The organism is Martinezella lusitana (assembly GCF_900094565.1).
Taxonomy (GTDB): Bacteria; Pseudomonadota; Alphaproteobacteria; order Rhizobiales; family Rhizobiaceae; genus Rhizobium; species Rhizobium lusitanum.
The window spans coordinates 185,065-198,927 of sequence record NZ_FMAF01000005.1 but is presented as its reverse complement, the minus strand read 5'-3'; the positions used below and the strand labels follow the sequence as shown (position 1 = coordinate 198,927).

The following is a 13,863-nucleotide window of genomic DNA, read 5'->3' as shown; positions in this document are numbered from 1 at the left end:
GCAGCTGTCGTCCGGTTTCGCCTAAAAGCGAAATCTTTACTTGAATTCATCTCTGCAATAGGCTGAAAAATCAGGCCAACTGCCGATTTATGGCTGTAAGCCGGACGAATCGCCATCGCGAAAAAGACGAATCTGCTGCGTGACCTTTAAGCAACGCATTGTGGCGAAAATGCAACGCATCCGATCACGTTGTCAAGCCGTGCGGGAGCTTCTGTAGACGGAAACACCCAGTTCCCTGATCTTTTTGCGCAGCGTATTGCGGTTCAGCCCCAAAAGATCGGCGGCCTTGATCTGATTGCCACGCGTGGCGGTCAAGGCCGCAAGGATCAGCGGGTACTCCATTTCGGTCAGAACACGGTCGTAGAGGCCGGGAGGCGGGAGATTGTCGCCGAAGCTTGAGAAATAGCTCCGCATGTTTTCCTCGACCGCCTGGGCAATGGTCATGCTGCCGCTGCGGACAGGGCCCTTCTCGATCGGGCTGTCGGGAACGTCGGCGCGCAATTCGGCATCGATGATCTCGCGGGTGATGACATCCTGCGGATAAAGCGCCATCAGCCGGCGGATGAGGTTTTCCAGCTCGCGGACGTTGCCTGGCCAGGGATAGGCCTTCATCAGTTCCAGCGCTTCCTGATCGAAACGCTTGGAGCCGAGCCCCTCCTTCTCGGCCTGCTGAATGAAATGACGCACCAGATCGGGAATATCTTCCGCACGGTCGCGCAGCGGCGGCAGGCGCAAGGGCACGACGTTGAGGCGATAATAGAGATCCTCACGGAACATGCCCTGATTGATCGCCTGCTTCAGATCCTTGTTGGTGGCGGCAACGATGCGAACGTCGGTGCGGATCGGCGTGCGGCCGCCGACGGTCGTATATTCGCCCTGCTGCAATACGCGCAGAAGACGCGTCTGCGCGTCCATCGGCATATCGCCGATTTCATCGAGAAACAGCGTACCGCCCTCGGCCTGCTCGAAGCGCCCCGTCGAGCGGGTCTGTGCGCCGGTAAAGGCGCCCTTCTCATGGCCGAACAGTTCCGACTCGATGAGGTCGCGCGGGATCGCCGCCATGTTGATGGCAACGAAGGGACCGTTGCGACGCTTGCCGTAGTCGTGCAGGGCGCGCGCCACCAGCTCCTTGCCGGTGCCGGATTCGCCGGTGATCATCAGCGTCAGGTCGGTCTGCATCAGGCGCGCCAGCACGCGATAGATTTCCTGCATGGCAGCCGAGCGGCCGACAAGCGGCATACCGTCCTGCATGTCGTCCTCAAGCTTCGCCGGCTTGCGCTTGGGCTCGGACAGGGCACGGCCGACGATCGCGATCAACTCCGTGAGGTCGAACGGCTTCGGCAGATAATCATAAGCGCCCTTCTCCGACGCCTTGATCGCCGTCATGAAGGTGTTCTGCGCGCTCATAACCAGAACAGGCAAATCCGGTCTCGCCTTCTTGATGCGCGGCAAAAGGTCGAAGGCATTTTCGTCGGGCATGACGACGTCGGTTACGACGAGGTCGCCTTCGCCGGCGGAAACCCAGCGCCAGAGCGTGGCGGCGTTGGACGTGATGCGTACGTCGTAACCCGCGCGGCTCAAAGCCTGGTTGAGCACGGTACGGATGGCCGCATCGTCATCGGCGACAAGGATCGTGGCTGTCATCGAGTAGTCCCTGTAGAGTTCGGAAAGGGGGCGTCTTCAAGCGTGATGCCTTTGGAGGCCGGCATCAAAACGCGGAAAGTAGTGCGATGGTTCTGGCTGTCGCATTCGACGATGCCGCCATGGTCGCCGATGATCTTGGCGACCAGCGCCAGACCGAGGCCGGTACCGTTGGTTTTGGTCGTGATGAACGGATCGAACAGATGCGGCACGAGATCGGCCGGCACGCCGGGACCATTGTCGATCACGCAGAATTCGAGCGGCAGCGAGATCTTTTCACGCGTGCCGGCGACGGAAAGACGAATGCCCGGACGATAGGCCGTCGTCAGCATGATCTCGCCATCCGGCCGATCGCCGACCGCCTCCGCGGCATTCTTCACCAGATTCAGGAAGACCTGCACGAGCTGGTCCCTGTTTGCGAAAACCGCCGGCAGTGACGGATCATAATTCTCCGACAGTTTGATGTTGCGGGCAAAACCGGCCTTGGCGACCGCCTTCACATGATCGAGGACGGAATGGATATTGACGGGCACGCGATCGATCGGCCGCTCATCGGAAAAAACCTCCATGCGGTCGACCAGCGACACGATACGGTCGGTTTCGTCGCAGATGAGGCGCGTCAGCGCGCGATCGTCGTCCTCGACGGATTGCTCGAGCAGCTGCGCGGCGCCGCGAATACCAGACAGCGGGTTCTTGATTTCATGCGCCAGCATGGAGGCAAGGCCGGTGACCGAGCGGGCGGCGGCGCGATGCGTCAATTGCCGGTCGATCTTGTCTGCCATCGAGCGTTCCTGGAACACCACCACCACGGAGCCGGGCTCGCTGGAAATCGGCGCGACGTAGAGGTCCACCAGCTTGTCCTGCCCGAGACGCGGCGAGCTGAGATCGACGCGATATTCGTTGACGGGCGCGCGGCGCTCGCGCACCTGGTCGATCAGTGCCAGCAGCGGACTGCCGAATGGAATGAAGGTCGAGATCTTGTAGCGCGACAGATGCGAGGCGCTGGCGCCGAAGAAGACTTCTGCCTCCCAGTTGGCGAAAGCGATGAGACCCGCCTCGTCGACCATGACGACCGGGTTCTGGATCGCGTTGAGAACGGCCATGGCGACGGAATTGCCCGCGCTCTCCCCGGTCCCGGAGCTGGATTTTGAAGTCATGCCGCCTCCTGGACGCATGGGGCGAGATCCGCCCCGGCCTGCAATGCCGCATGGAATGATGCGGCTACCTCACGGCTATCTTTCGAAGTCATGATTTTTGCCTTGTCGGCGCCGGTGGTCGCCGGAGCATGGCGATCCAGATACCAGGCCAGATGCTTGCGGGCATGGCGGATGCCGACAGCCTCGCCATAGAAATCCAGCATCATCTGATAATGCTCCAGGGCGATCTCGACGATCTCATGGCGTCCCGGCGCGCGATGACCGGCCAGAACGCCCGCATGCCAGGGGCGACCCTGGCAACCGCGACCGATCATGACGGCATCGGCGCCGGACCGGCGCAGGATTTCCCGCGCATCCTCTGGTGTCTCGACATCGCCATTGGCGACCAGCGGAATGGAGACGACGTCACGCACGGCGCGGATCGCATCCCAATCCGCCCTGCCCTCGTAGAACTGCATGCGCGTGCGGCCATGGATGGTCACGAGCTGAATGCCTGCCTCTTCGGCACGGCGCGCGATCAATGGCGCGTTGATGGAATTCTCGTCCCAGCCGAGCCGCATCTTCAGCGTGACGGGAATATCAACCGCGCCCACCGTCGCCTCGATCAGGCTGAGCGCGTGATCCGGATCGCGCATCAGTGCCGAGCCGGAATAGCCGCCGATGACCTTCTTGGCCGGACAGCCCATGTTGATATCGATGATATCGGCACCGTTGCCGGCAGCGATCCTGGCCGCCTCCGCCATCCAGTGAGCCTCGCGGCCGGCAAGCTGCACCATGTGCGGCTTCAGCCCGGCGCTCTTCAGTCGTGCCCAGGATTCGGCCGTGTCCTGCACCAGCTCGCGGCTAGCCACCATCTCGGTCACGACAAGGCCCGCCCCATAGCGCAAAGCCAGCTGCCGGAAAGGCAGATCGGTCACGCCCGACATCGGCGCAAGGACGACGCGATTGCGGATAGACACCGGGCCGATGGAAAACGAAGTTGCAAGCTCGGATGAAAGCAAATGATTATCTTTCGGGCACACCATACATCTGCACTATTTTTAGACAGGCTTGAGAAGTTTGCCAAGAGGTTTCGGAGAGGCCCGATATTTTTTGGGCAAATGCTGGAAAATACCCATTCAAGACGATAGACCCTGCTGGAGCGAGATCCCGCTTTGGCGATCTATTTAGCATGTGCTTGTTCAAAAGAAAGCTCTACGCTTTTCAGAAGCATGCTGGAGACGGAGCCTTTTATTCCTCGGGGGTTTATGACGCAAATGCATTCAACGCAACCGCTGTCGGTGGGAATCGTGATCGTTGCCGCCGGACGCGGCGAACGGGCGGGGTCGCCTGGCGAAGGTCCCAAGCAATATCGCGCGATCGGCGGCAGAGCGGTTATTGCGCATACGCTTGAAAGATTCGTGACATGGCCGCAGGCGGCGAAGATCGTCATCGTCATCCACCACGACGATGAGAGCCTGCTGCGGTCGGCGCTGAAGCAGGTGGCCGGCTCGCCCGACGTCGAGATCGCTTTCGGCGGCGCGACGCGGCAGCAATCGGTGCTCGCGGGATTACGGCAGTTGCAGGGGAGCGGCGTGACGCATGTCATGATCCATGATGCCGTGCGCCCCTTCTTCGACCACGATCTGCTGGATCGCGTTGCCGAGGCCCTTGCGGCCGGTGCGCCGGCAGTTCTGCCCGCAATGCCTGTCACGGACACGCTGAAGCGGGCAGATGGACATGCGCTGGTCGTGGAAACGGTGCCTCGCGCCGGACTTCATGCCGCGCAGACGCCGCAATCCTTCCGGTTTGCCGATATTCTCGCCGCACATGAAAAAGCGGCTGCCGACGGCAGGACCGATTTTACCGACGATGCCGCTATCGCCGAATGGAACGGTTTACCTGTCACGCTCGTGACCGGCAGTGCCGACAATATCAAACTGACCATCAAAAGGGATATCGCCATGGCCGATGAGAAGCTCAGCGCCACTCTTCTGCCCGATGTGCGCACCGGCAACGGTTATGACGTGCACCAGCTGGAGCCGGGTGACGGCGTCACGCTCTGTGGCATCTTCATTCCGCACGACCAGACGCTGAAGGGACATTCCGACGCCGACGTCGCGCTGCATGCATTGACGGATGCCTTGCTCGCGACCTGCGGCGCAGGCGATATCGGCGACCACTTTCCGCCCTCCGATCCCCAATGGAAGGGTGCGGCATCCCGCATCTTCATCGAGCATGCGGCGAAGATCGTCCGCGAGCGCGGCGGAACCATCATGAACGCGGATGTCTCGCTGATCGCCGAGGCGCCGAAGGTCGGGCCGCATCGCGACGCCATGCGCGCAAAGCTCTCCGAATTTCTGGGCATCAGCCTCGATCGCTGTTCGGTGAAGGCAACCACAAACGAAGGGATCGGCTTCGTCGGTCGCCGCGAAGGCATCGCCGCTATCGCAACGGCAACCGTGGTCTATCGCGGAGGCAAGGCGTGACGCATTTCCCGGAGGACATACTTGCGCTCGCGCAAACCATCGTCACGGACTTCACGGCAAAGGGCCGAATGGTCGCCACGGCGGAATCCTGCAGCGGTGGATTGATCGCCGGCGCATTGACGGAAATCCCCGGCTCGTCGTCTGTCGTCGACCGTGGTTTCGTCACCTACACCAACGCGGCGAAGATGGAGATGCTCGGCGTTCAGGAGCAGACGCTTGCGCGTTTCGGCGCCGTCTCGAAGGAAACGGCACTGCAGATGGCGCACGGCGCCCTCTTCCGTTCGCATGCGGATCTTGCAGTCGCAGTCACCGGTATAGCCGGTCCCGGCGGCGGGTCAGCGGAAAGGCCTGTGGGTCTCGTCCACCTTGCCGCCAAGGCGCGTAACGGCGCGCTGATCCACCACGAGATGCGCTATGGCGACATCGGCCGCGACAAGGTGCGGCTTGCTACCGTGAAGACGGCGCTGGAAATGCTGATCGCTCTCGACCGGTGACGCCGAAATCCGGCCTTACGCGTAGATCTTGTTCGCGCGCGTCTCGAAGGCATCCGTGAACATGCGAAATGCACGATCGAACATCGATCCCATCAAGGCGCCGAGAATGCGGCTCTTGAACTCGTAATCGATGAAGAAATCGATGCTGCAGCCGCCGTTTTCCAACGGCGCGAAGCGCCAGCGATTGTCGAGATATTTGAAAGGGCCGTCGATATATTTCACATCGATGGCGCGTTCGAGCTTGTTCAGCAACACCTGCGTGGTGAAGGTTTCGCGGATCGCCTTATAGCCAACGGTCATGTCGGCGATCAGCAACACCTTACCGTCGCGTTCCTTGCGGCTGCGAACGACAAGCCCGTCGCAAAGCGGCAGGAATTCCGGATAGCGCTCGACGTCGGCGACGAGGTCGAACATCTGGTCAGGCGAATGCGGAACGGGGCGATGGGTTTCGAATTGAGGCATGATCGGCAATTAAGCAGGACGGCCAAGAAGATCAAGAAGCTGACGCATTTCGCCGCGGGATTTTAACTGTAAAAAAGGCACATCGGGGCCGTGTTGAGCTAAGCCTGCAAGAATTTTCGGAACGGTCATCCTCTCGAAATTCCAGATATAGCGCAGGAATTCTCCATCGATCCGCTCCGGACAACCCTCCGCCATTTCCGGCCGTGTCCTGCCGTAACCCATGACCGCTCTGGAGAGGGCGCCCCAGAGACAGAGCCATCGCGGCATACGCACCCACAGAATCAAATTCGTGCGCGGCAGTCGCAAATCGAAAGAGGATTGCCCGCTGCCATCCATCAGCCAGCGCTCCTCCGCGACTTTGGCGGCGATCAGGCTACGCTCCTCTGCTCTTGCGCGTTTGATCCATCCCGGCAACCAATAGAAGTCACGATCCATGGAGACATAAGGCAGATTCAGGCGCTCACAGATCGTTTGCGACAGGGTCGACTTACCGCCACCGGAGCATCCTATAACGAGAACCCGATCGGCCGCATTAAGCCGTGCGGCAGCTTCGGTGAGATCACTTAGCACCTTCATATTCTCATCTCCGGAAAGCAAGGAATCTCAGTCAAACAGAGGCCGCAAGCAGATCAAGAAGCCGGCGCATCTGCCGGCGGCTAGTCAGTTGAAGGACCGGTACATCCGGGCCATGTTCGACAAGGCCGGTGACGACGCGCGGCGTAAACTTTTCCTCGAACGTCCAGATGAAGCGCAGAAATTCCCAGTCGACTTTCTCTCTGCAGCCGGGCGCCATTTCCGGGCGCGTGCGGCCGATCCATTTGACCCAGCGGGAGACGGCACCCCAGATGCAAAGCAGCCGTGGCATCCGCACCCAGATGACGAAGTCGGTTCGCGGCAGGCGTATGTCGAAGGTGGAGGGATTCGTGCCGTCCATGATCCAGCGCTCGCCCGCGATCTTGGAAAGGATGATCGCGCGCTGCTCGGCCTTGTCGCGCTGCTTCCAGCCCGGCAACCACAGCACATCGCGATCGATCGAGACATAAGCGAGGCCGAAGCGGGCGGCGATCTGCAGCGACAGTGTCGATTTGCCGCCGCCGGAGCAGCCCATCACCAGGATACGGTTCGCCCTGCGGATACGATCGGCGGCCTGGGCGAGGTCGTCTATTTCGTTGCGCAGCGCAGGCATCGTCATCTGATCCATGATACCACCCGCTTCAGATCTTGCTTTGCAGACGTGCCAGCAGCTCCTCGCCGTCGCGATAGGATTTCAGCGTCAAAACAGGCACATGGCGGCCATGCAGCGCGAGCATTTCCTGAAACTGCGGCACTTCGTTACGCTCGAAAGTCCAGATGTAACGCAGGAATGTCCACGTCAGTTGCTCCGGGCATCCAGCCGCCATCTCCGGTCGAGTGCTGCCCCTGTAGCGCAGCCAGCGCGAAAACACGCCCCATAGCGCAACATGCCGTGGAGGGCGGCGCCACAGGACGATCTCGGTGCGCGACAGCCGCAGCGGCAAGGTTCCGGGGCTGTTGCCGTCCATGATCCAGCGCGGCCCGGCGACCGCGTGCTCGATCCGCGAGATCGCTTCCGGACGCGAGCGAGACTTCCAACCCGGCAGCCAGAAGATATCGCGGTCCATGGACACGTAGGTCAGCCCGAGCAACGAGGCAATCGCCTGCGCCAGCGTGCTTTTGCCGGTACCGGAGCAGCCTATGACGAGGATGCGGTTCGCCTCTTTGATAAGCTCAGCCGCCTCTTCGATATCAACGGCACGGACATGCGTCTGCGGCGCGACGATTTGCTCCACGGTACAGCTCCATAATCGAATCGAAAGTGCCGGTACCGGCAACAAACGGCGGGCATGTTTCCTAAATCAAACGGATGACGATCTTATGGCGAAGCACGCGAAAACCGTGGTAGCATCCCTTAGCCAGCTCGAGGAGCAGCGCAATGGCGACGGTGCGGTACATAGTCGAGGATGTCGAAACGGCAGCGGCATTCTATCTGAAGCATTTCGGCTTTACGCTAAAGCAACAGTTCGGACCGGCAATGGCGATTCTGACGCGGGACGACCTCACATTGTGGCTTGCAGGCCCGATGGCGTCGGCTTCCCGGCCAATGCCGGACGGCCGCAAACCTGAACCGGGCGGCTGGAACCGGTTCGTGCTTGAGATCCAAGGAGAATTGCCTGCGCTCGTTTCCACTCTGCGCGAACATGGTGTTCATTTCCGCAACGACATCATAGAGGGACCAGGCGGACGACAAATCCTGTGCGAAGACCCGTCCGGCAACGCGATCGAATTATTCGAACCCAAAAGTTCCTAAGATCTCCGCGCCCTCATGAGGACGGAGAGACTGTTCTCCTATTCCGCCGCTAGCAGAACCTTCTTCTCGCGCGCAGCCCGCAGCCGGGCGAAATCGTCGCCAGCATGGTGGGAAGAGCGCGTCAACGGGCTGGAGGCGACCATCAGGAAGCCCTTGGTGTAAGCCACGGTCTCGTAGGACTTGAACTCTTCCGGCGTGACGAAGCTCATGACCTGATGATGCTTGCGCGTCGGCTGCAGATACTGGCCGATGGTCAGGAAGTCGACGTCAGCGGTGCGCAGGTCGTCCATCAGCTGCAGCACTTCGTTGCGCTCTTCGCCCAGGCCGACCATGATGCCCGACTTGGTGAACATGGTGGGATCCAGTTCCTTGACCCGCTGCAGCAGGCGGATCGAATGGAAGTAGCGTGCGCCCGGACGGACCGTCAGATAGTTGCCTGCCACGGTTTCCATATTGTGGTTGAAAACGTCGGGCTTGGCGGCGACGACGCGCTCCAGCGCGCCCGGCTTCTTCAGGAAGTCCGGCGTCAGGATTTCGATCGTCGTCATGGGCGAAGCGGCGCGGATCGCCCAGATCACCTTCTCGAAATGCTCGGCGCCGCCGTCCGCAAGATCATCGCGGTCGACCGACGTGATGACGACGTGGCTGAGGCCCATCTGCTTGACGGCCTTGGCGACATTTTCCGGCTCGGCCATGTCGAGCGCGTTCGGCTTGCCGGTGGCGACATTGCAGAAGGCGCAGGCGCGCGTGCAGATCTCGCCCATGATCATGAAGGTGGCGTGCTTCTTGTCCCAACATTCGCCGATGTTCGGGCAGCCCGCTTCCTCGCAGACGGTGACGAGCTTATGCTCCTTCACGATCGAGCGGGTTTCGGCATAGCCCTTCGATGTCGGCGCCTTGACGCGAATCCAGTCCGGCTTGCGCAGGACTTCCGTATCCGGCCGATGCGCCTTCTCCGGGTGTCGTACGCGCTTGGCTTCCGGGTTGATCGTGTCGAGAATCGTGACCATGAAACGTCTACTTTCCGCCGCTTAAGTGCGGCCCATTCATCGCCGTGCGAATTTAGCGAGGAATATCAGAATGCATGCACCGATGAAACCGGTGATAAAAAAACCGAGGCGGCCGCCGGGCACGCCGACATGCAGGGCCACCATCAACGCCGCGGCCACCACCGAGCCGGCGATGCCGAGGATGATGTTGAGGATGATGCCGTAGCGCGCATCCATCAGCTTGCCCGCGAGCCAGCCAGCAAGACCGCCGATGATGATCAGACCCAGCCAACCTACGCTTTCCATCAAACCCTCGATCAGGCGCTCCTCGGAATGATCCTGCCGGACGCCGTGTTGCATTTTGCCAAGGTGCCCTAGACGATCAATCTCGCCAAGAGCACCACGATGATCGCGCCGACCGTGGCATGGATGATCTCCACGACAAGCGCATTTTCAATACCCAGCGAAATCCCGAACCAGTGGAACAGGAAGCCGCCGACAAAGGCCCCGATCACCCCGCTCACCAGGCAACCGATGAGCCCGCCGCCCCCGACCACCAGGCTCGCGAGAAAACCCGCGACCAGCCCAATGAGAAGAAAGACGATCCAACCTTGAGCAGCTATAGACATGTTGATTTCCTTTGCTGTTTTCCACCCTTCGGATAAAGGGCGAGGCAGGAAATTATCAAGCGTTCAGCACCCGGCCGTAGGCGTCGAGCACCGCCTCCTTCATCGTTTCCGAAACGGTCGGATGCGGGAAGATCGTGTGCATCAGCTCTTCTTCCGTCGTCTCCAGGTTCATGGCGACGACGAAGCCCTGGATGAGCTCGGTGACCTCGGCGCCGACCATATGCGCGCCCAGCAGCTCGCCGGTCTTCTTGTCGAAGATGACCTTGCAGAGACCCTGGTCCTCGCCGAGCGCGATCGCCTTGCCGTTGGCGACGAAGGAGAAGCGGCCGACGCGGATATCGTGGCCGAGTTCCTTGGCCTTGGCTTCGGTCAGGCCGACGGAAGCAACCTGCGGCTGGCAATAGGTGCAGCCCGGAACCTTGCTCTTGTCGGTCGGATGAACATTCGGCAGCCCGGCGATCTTCTCGACGCAGACGACGCCCTCATGCTCAGCCTTGTGGGCCAGCATCGGCGGGCCGGCAACGTCGCCGATCGCGTAGATGCCCGCAACATTGGTCTTGCCGTAGCCGTCGATGACGACGCAGCCGCGATCGGTCTTCACGCCGAGCGCTTCGAGCCCAAGGTTTTCGATGTTGCCCTGGACGCCGACGGCCGAAATCATGCGATCGGCAACGATCTGCTGAACCTTGCCGTCTTCGGTTTCGACATGGGCGGTGATGCTGTTGGCAGCCTTATCGACCTTTGTGACCTTCGCCTTGGTGAAAATCTTCAGGCCGCGCTTCTCAAGCTGCTTGCGGGCGATGCCCGAGATTTCGGCATCTTCGACCGGCATGATGGTCGGCATGACTTCGACGACGGTGACGTCGACGCCCATCGAGCGATAGAAGCTTGCGAATTCGATGCCGATGGCGCCAGAGCCCATGACCAGCAGCGACTTCGGCAGGAAATCCGGCTTCAGCGCTTCGAAATAGGTCCAGATCAGCTTGCCGTCCGGCTCGATGCCCGGCAGCGCGCGCGGACGGGCGCCAGTCGCAACGATGATGTGCTTGGCGGTGTAGGTGCCCTCACCCTTGACGTTCTTCGGCAACGGATGCTGTGGCTCGACGGCCGGCTTACTCGCCTTGCCGACGACGATCTCGCCCGGCTTGGTTATCTTGGCTTCGCCCCAGATGACGTCGACCTTGTTTTTCTTCATCAAGAAGCCGACGCCTTGGTTGAGACGGGCGGAAACGCCGCGCGAGCGAGCGACGACCGCCTTCACATCCGCGCTCACCTTGCCTTCGAGAACGAGGCCGTAGTCCTTCAGATGATTGGAATGATCGAGAATTTCGGCAGAGCGAAGCAACGCCTTTGTGGGTATGCAGCCCCAGTTGAGGCAGATGCCGCCCAGATGTTCGCGCTCGACGATTGCGGTTTTCAGGCCAAGCTGGCCGGCACGCACGGCAGCGACGTAACCGCCGGGACCGGAACCGATGATAATGAGGTCGTAATTCTCAGCCATATGTTTCCTGCCTTATTGGTGGCGGCGGATCGGAAGCCCCGGCGCCTTAATTTATCAGAGACCGAGCATCATCCGCACGATCGGCTCTAGGCCGCGACCGAGCGCCCGGGTGTTTTCCGCATCGAGATGCACGCCGTCGAGCGACGTGGTGATGGCAACCGAGCCTGCATCGAAGAAGCCGCAGCTCTCCTCATCGGCAAGATCACGGTAAAGCGTCGCAAGCATTGCCGATTCCTCGATCGCGCCGCGATAGTTGGCGGCAAAGACCGGGTTGGCCGTTTCGGAGATGACGGGCGGCGCCACGATCAGAATATCCGGGACGTCGTAACCGAACCCCCATGTATGATTGCGCACGAGCTGAATCAATCGCCGCACACCTTGCGTGGCCGCGAAAGCGGCACCCGCCACGACCGGTTTCATGTCGTTGGTGCCGAGCAGGAGGATGACGAGATCGAGCGGGTTGTGGGTCTGCAGGATCGTCGGCAGAATCCTCGCACCATTGCGGTCGCAATCGGCGAGATGATCGTCGAAAGCGGTCGTGCGGCCGTTCAGCCCTTCCGGGATGATGCGAACCTGATTGCCGAGCGCCCTTTGCAGCACGCTCGGCCACCGGTCTTCGTAGGCATGACGGCCGATCGTCTCCGCGTTATAGCCCCATGTCAGCGAGTCGCCGTAACACAGAACAGTTTTGGTCATTCATGCCTCCGTGTCGCGACGAGAGCGTGATGCCGAAAAGTGTGAGGGGATTTCGGGCGACATCACGCTCTACCTATTTCATTCCAGAGCGGATTCAGATTTTAGGTCGATCAGACCTAAAATCATCCGGCTCTAAGCTCAGACGAGCATCCCCATCGGGTTTTCGATGTAGCCCTTGAAGGCCGCCAGGAGTTCGGCACCGAGCGCGCCGTCGACGGCACGATGGTCGGTCGACAGCGTGACGCTCATCACGGTGGCGATCGCCATCTCGCCCTTCCTGACGATCACCCGCTGCTCGCCCGCGCCAACGGCCAGAATGGTCGCATGCGGCGGGTTGACGACGGCGGCGAAGTTCTTGACGCCCATCATGCCCATGTTCGATACGGCGGTCGTGCCGCCCTGATACTCCTCGGGCTTCAGCTTGCGCTCCTTGGCGCGCTTGCCGTAGTCCTTCATCTCGTTGGAGATGGCGGAGAGCGTCTTCAGTTCGGCACTGCGGATGATCGGCGTGATCAGACCGCCCGGAATGGAAACGGCAACGCCGACATCGGCATGCTTGTGCTTGACCATATTGCTGTCGGTCCAGGAGACGTTGGCATCCGGCACGTCACGCAGCGCAAGAGCCAGGGCCTTGATCACCATGTCGTTGACCGAAAGCTTGTAGGCCGGCGCGCCGTCCTTCGACTTCGGAGCGGCATCGTTGAGCTGCGTGCGAAGCGCCAGCAGCGCGTCGAGTTCGCAATCGACCGAGACGTAGAAATGCGGGATGGTCTGCTTGGATTCCTGCAGGCGCTTGGCGATGGTCTTGCGCATGCCGTCATGCGGTACGAGCTCGTAGGAACCGGGCTCGAACAGCTTGAGGACGGCCTCTTCCGACATGCCCTTAGGTGCTGCGGCCGGAGCAGCAGCGGCAGCAGCAGGCTGTGCGGCTGGTGCTGCCGATGGAGCAGCCTTGGCAGTACCGCCTGATATCGCGGCTTCGATATCCTTCTTGACCACGCGGCCATGCGGGCCGGAGCCGGCAACTGCCGTCACATCGACGCCGGCTTCCTTGGCAAGGCGACGTGCGAGCGGCGAAGCGAAGGTGCGATGACCATCCGTTGCTGCCGGGGCCGGAGCGGATGCAGCGGGAGCCGCGACGCTTGCCGCAGCAGGTGTTGTAGCTGGCGCAGCCGCAGGAGCTGCTTCCGCCTTGGGGGCCGCGGCAGGAGCCGGAGCGGTACCAGCACCAGAGGCGGCAGCGGCAACGTCCTCGCCATCGCCGGCGAGCACAGCGATCAAGGCATTGACCTTCACGCCTTCGGTGCCGGCGGGAACGACGATCTTGGCGACTGTGCCTTCATCGACGGCTTCGACTTCCATCGTTGCCTTGTCGGTCTCGATCTCGGCGATGACGTCGCCGGACTTGATCTTATCGCCTTCCTTGACCAGCCACTTGGCGAGGTTGCCCTCTTCCATGGTCGGCGAGAGGGCAGGCATGGTGATGTTGATAGGCATCGA

16 protein-coding genes are annotated in these 13,863 nt (G+C 61.1%); 3 read left to right on the top strand and 13 right to left on the bottom strand.

The genetic code is table 11. From position 1 onward, the window contains the following. Positions 1-192 precede the first annotated feature (192 nt). The 3 genes from ntrC to dusB are packed head-to-tail and all read right to left on the bottom strand — an operon-like array spanning position 193 to position 3,823. On the bottom strand, positions 193-1,644 hold the full coding sequence (gene ntrC, locus GA0061101_RS13170) for a nitrogen regulation protein NR(I) (protein WP_037201990.1): 1,452 nt from the start codon (positions 1,642-1,644) through the stop codon (positions 193-195). Continuing rightward, positions 1,641-2,798 (bottom strand): two-component system sensor histidine kinase NtrB, encoded by a 1,158-nt coding sequence (locus tag GA0061101_RS13165; RefSeq protein ID WP_037201988.1) that lies wholly within the window; start codon positions 2,796-2,798, stop codon positions 1,641-1,643. The genes ntrC and GA0061101_RS13165 overlap by 4 nt, the downstream gene beginning before the upstream one ends. Beyond that, the gene (gene dusB / locus GA0061101_RS13160) at positions 2,795-3,823 is read right to left on the bottom strand and encodes a tRNA dihydrouridine synthase DusB (protein WP_047557701.1); all 1,029 of its coding nucleotides are present in this window, start codon (positions 3,821-3,823) and stop codon (positions 2,795-2,797) included. Before dusB ends, GA0061101_RS13165 begins: the two co-directional genes overlap by 4 nt. A 222-nt stretch (positions 3,824-4,045) precedes the next feature. Between dusB and GA0061101_RS13155 the strand changes: the two genes are divergently transcribed. After that, on the top strand, positions 4,046-5,266 hold the full coding sequence (locus tag GA0061101_RS13155) for a bifunctional 2-C-methyl-D-erythritol 4-phosphate cytidylyltransferase/2-C-methyl-D-erythritol 2,4-cyclodiphosphate synthase (protein WP_047638073.1): 1,221 nt from the start codon (positions 4,046-4,048) through the stop codon (positions 5,264-5,266). After that, complete coding sequence (locus GA0061101_RS13150) at positions 5,263-5,760, top strand: CinA family protein (protein WP_092573706.1); 498 nt, start codon at positions 5,263-5,265, stop codon at positions 5,758-5,760. The genes GA0061101_RS13155 and GA0061101_RS13150 overlap by 4 nt, the downstream gene beginning before the upstream one ends. Positions 5,761-5,775: 15 nt before the next feature. Here the strand turns inward: GA0061101_RS13150 and GA0061101_RS13145 are convergent, their stop codons facing one another. From GA0061101_RS13145 to GA0061101_RS13130, 4 genes are read right to left on the bottom strand one after another with little or no spacing between them, the layout of a single operon-like run. Then, positions 5,776-6,222 (bottom strand): type II toxin-antitoxin system RatA family toxin, encoded by a 447-nt coding sequence (locus tag GA0061101_RS13145; protein ID WP_034505627.1) that lies wholly within the window; start codon positions 6,220-6,222, stop codon positions 5,776-5,778. A gap of 9 nt (positions 6,223-6,231) precedes the next feature. Further along, positions 6,232-6,798, bottom strand: coding sequence for a P-loop NTPase family protein (locus GA0061101_RS13140; protein ID WP_047638070.1), 567 nt, complete (start codon positions 6,796-6,798; stop codon positions 6,232-6,234). 31 nt (positions 6,799-6,829) lie between these two features. Continuing rightward, entirely contained in the window at positions 6,830-7,423 is a 594-nt protein-coding gene (locus tag GA0061101_RS13135; protein WP_047638068.1) for a P-loop NTPase family protein, read from the bottom strand. Between the two features lie 13 nt (positions 7,424-7,436). Then, positions 7,437-8,030, bottom strand: a complete 594-nt coding sequence (locus GA0061101_RS13130; protein ID WP_092573705.1) for a P-loop NTPase family protein — start codon at positions 8,028-8,030, stop codon at positions 7,437-7,439. Positions 8,031-8,173: 143 nt separating this feature from the next. On the opposite strand from GA0061101_RS13130, the gene GA0061101_RS13125 reads away from it, so the two are divergent. Then, complete coding sequence (locus GA0061101_RS13125) at positions 8,174-8,548, top strand: VOC family protein (RefSeq protein ID WP_047638067.1); 375 nt, start codon at positions 8,174-8,176, stop codon at positions 8,546-8,548. A 38-nt stretch (positions 8,549-8,586) separates the two neighbouring features. Here GA0061101_RS13125 and lipA read toward each other — a convergent pair whose 3' ends face one another. The 6 genes from lipA to GA0061101_RS13095 all read right to left on the bottom strand — a co-directional run bounded on the left by lipA (position 8,587) and on the right by GA0061101_RS13095 (position 13,860). Next, a complete protein-coding gene (gene lipA / locus GA0061101_RS13120) occupies positions 8,587-9,558 on the bottom strand; it encodes a lipoyl synthase (protein ID WP_037201970.1) in 972 nt (323 codons plus the stop codon). A gap of 36 nt (positions 9,559-9,594) precedes the next feature. Then, positions 9,595-9,843: a GlsB/YeaQ/YmgE family stress response membrane protein gene (locus tag GA0061101_RS13115; RefSeq protein ID WP_037201967.1), complete on the bottom strand. Its 249-nt coding sequence runs from the start codon at positions 9,841-9,843 to the stop codon at positions 9,595-9,597. Between the two features lie 68 nt (positions 9,844-9,911). Next, the gene (locus GA0061101_RS13110) at positions 9,912-10,166 is read right to left on the bottom strand and encodes a GlsB/YeaQ/YmgE family stress response membrane protein (protein WP_034480636.1); all 255 of its coding nucleotides are present in this window, start codon (positions 10,164-10,166) and stop codon (positions 9,912-9,914) included. A gap of 55 nt (positions 10,167-10,221) precedes the next feature. Further along, positions 10,222-11,667, bottom strand: a complete 1,446-nt coding sequence (gene lpdA / locus GA0061101_RS13105; protein WP_037201960.1) for a dihydrolipoyl dehydrogenase — start codon at positions 11,665-11,667, stop codon at positions 10,222-10,224. Between the two features lie 54 nt (positions 11,668-11,721). Then, a complete protein-coding gene (locus GA0061101_RS13100; protein ID WP_092573704.1) occupies positions 11,722-12,363 on the bottom strand; it encodes an SGNH/GDSL hydrolase family protein in 642 nt (213 codons plus the stop codon). Positions 12,364-12,501: 138 nt separating this feature from the next. Beyond that, positions 12,502-13,860 (bottom strand): pyruvate dehydrogenase complex dihydrolipoamide acetyltransferase, encoded by a 1,359-nt coding sequence (locus GA0061101_RS13095; RefSeq protein ID WP_092573703.1) that lies wholly within the window; start codon positions 13,858-13,860, stop codon positions 12,502-12,504. Between the last annotated feature and the right edge of the window lie 3 nt (positions 13,861-13,863).

Coding starts and splice junctions, on each gene's coding strand:
- dusB (WP_047557701.1), bottom strand. CDS start 3,823: ATGGTGTGCCCGAAAGATAATCATTTGCTTTCATCCGAGCTTGCAACT.
- GA0061101_RS13115 (WP_037201967.1), bottom strand. CDS start 9,843: ATGGAAAGCGTAGGTTGGCTGGGTCTGATCATCATCGGCGGTCTTGCT.
- GA0061101_RS13110 (WP_034480636.1), bottom strand. CDS start 10,166: ATGTCTATAGCTGCTCAAGGTTGGATCGTCTTTCTTCTCATTGGGCTG.
- lpdA (WP_037201960.1), bottom strand. CDS start 11,667: ATGGCTGAGAATTACGACCTCATTATCATCGGTTCCGGTCCCGGCGGT.
- GA0061101_RS13095 (WP_092573703.1), bottom strand. CDS start 13,860: ATGCCTATCAACATCACCATGCCTGCCCTCTCGCCGACCATGGAAGAG.
- lipA (WP_037201970.1), bottom strand. CDS start 9,558: ATGGTCACGATTCTCGACACGATCAACCCGGAAGCCAAGCGCGTACGA.
- GA0061101_RS13155 (WP_047638073.1), top strand. CDS start 4,046: ATGACGCAAATGCATTCAACGCAACCGCTGTCGGTGGGAATCGTGATC.
- ntrC (WP_037201990.1), bottom strand. CDS start 1,644: ATGACAGCCACGATCCTTGTCGCCGATGACGATGCGGCCATCCGTACC.
- GA0061101_RS13140 (WP_047638070.1), bottom strand. CDS start 6,798: ATGAAGGTGCTAAGTGATCTCACCGAAGCTGCCGCACGGCTTAATGCG.
- GA0061101_RS13145 (WP_034505627.1), bottom strand. CDS start 6,222: ATGCCTCAATTCGAAACCCATCGCCCCGTTCCGCATTCGCCTGACCAG.
- GA0061101_RS13135 (WP_047638068.1), bottom strand. CDS start 7,423: ATGGATCAGATGACGATGCCTGCGCTGCGCAACGAAATAGACGACCTC.
- GA0061101_RS13125 (WP_047638067.1), top strand. CDS start 8,174: ATGGCGACGGTGCGGTACATAGTCGAGGATGTCGAAACGGCAGCGGCA.
- GA0061101_RS13165 (WP_037201988.1), bottom strand. CDS start 2,798: ATGACTTCAAAATCCAGCTCCGGGACCGGGGAGAGCGCGGGCAATTCC.
- GA0061101_RS13100 (WP_092573704.1), bottom strand. CDS start 12,363: ATGACCAAAACTGTTCTGTGTTACGGCGACTCGCTGACATGGGGCTAT.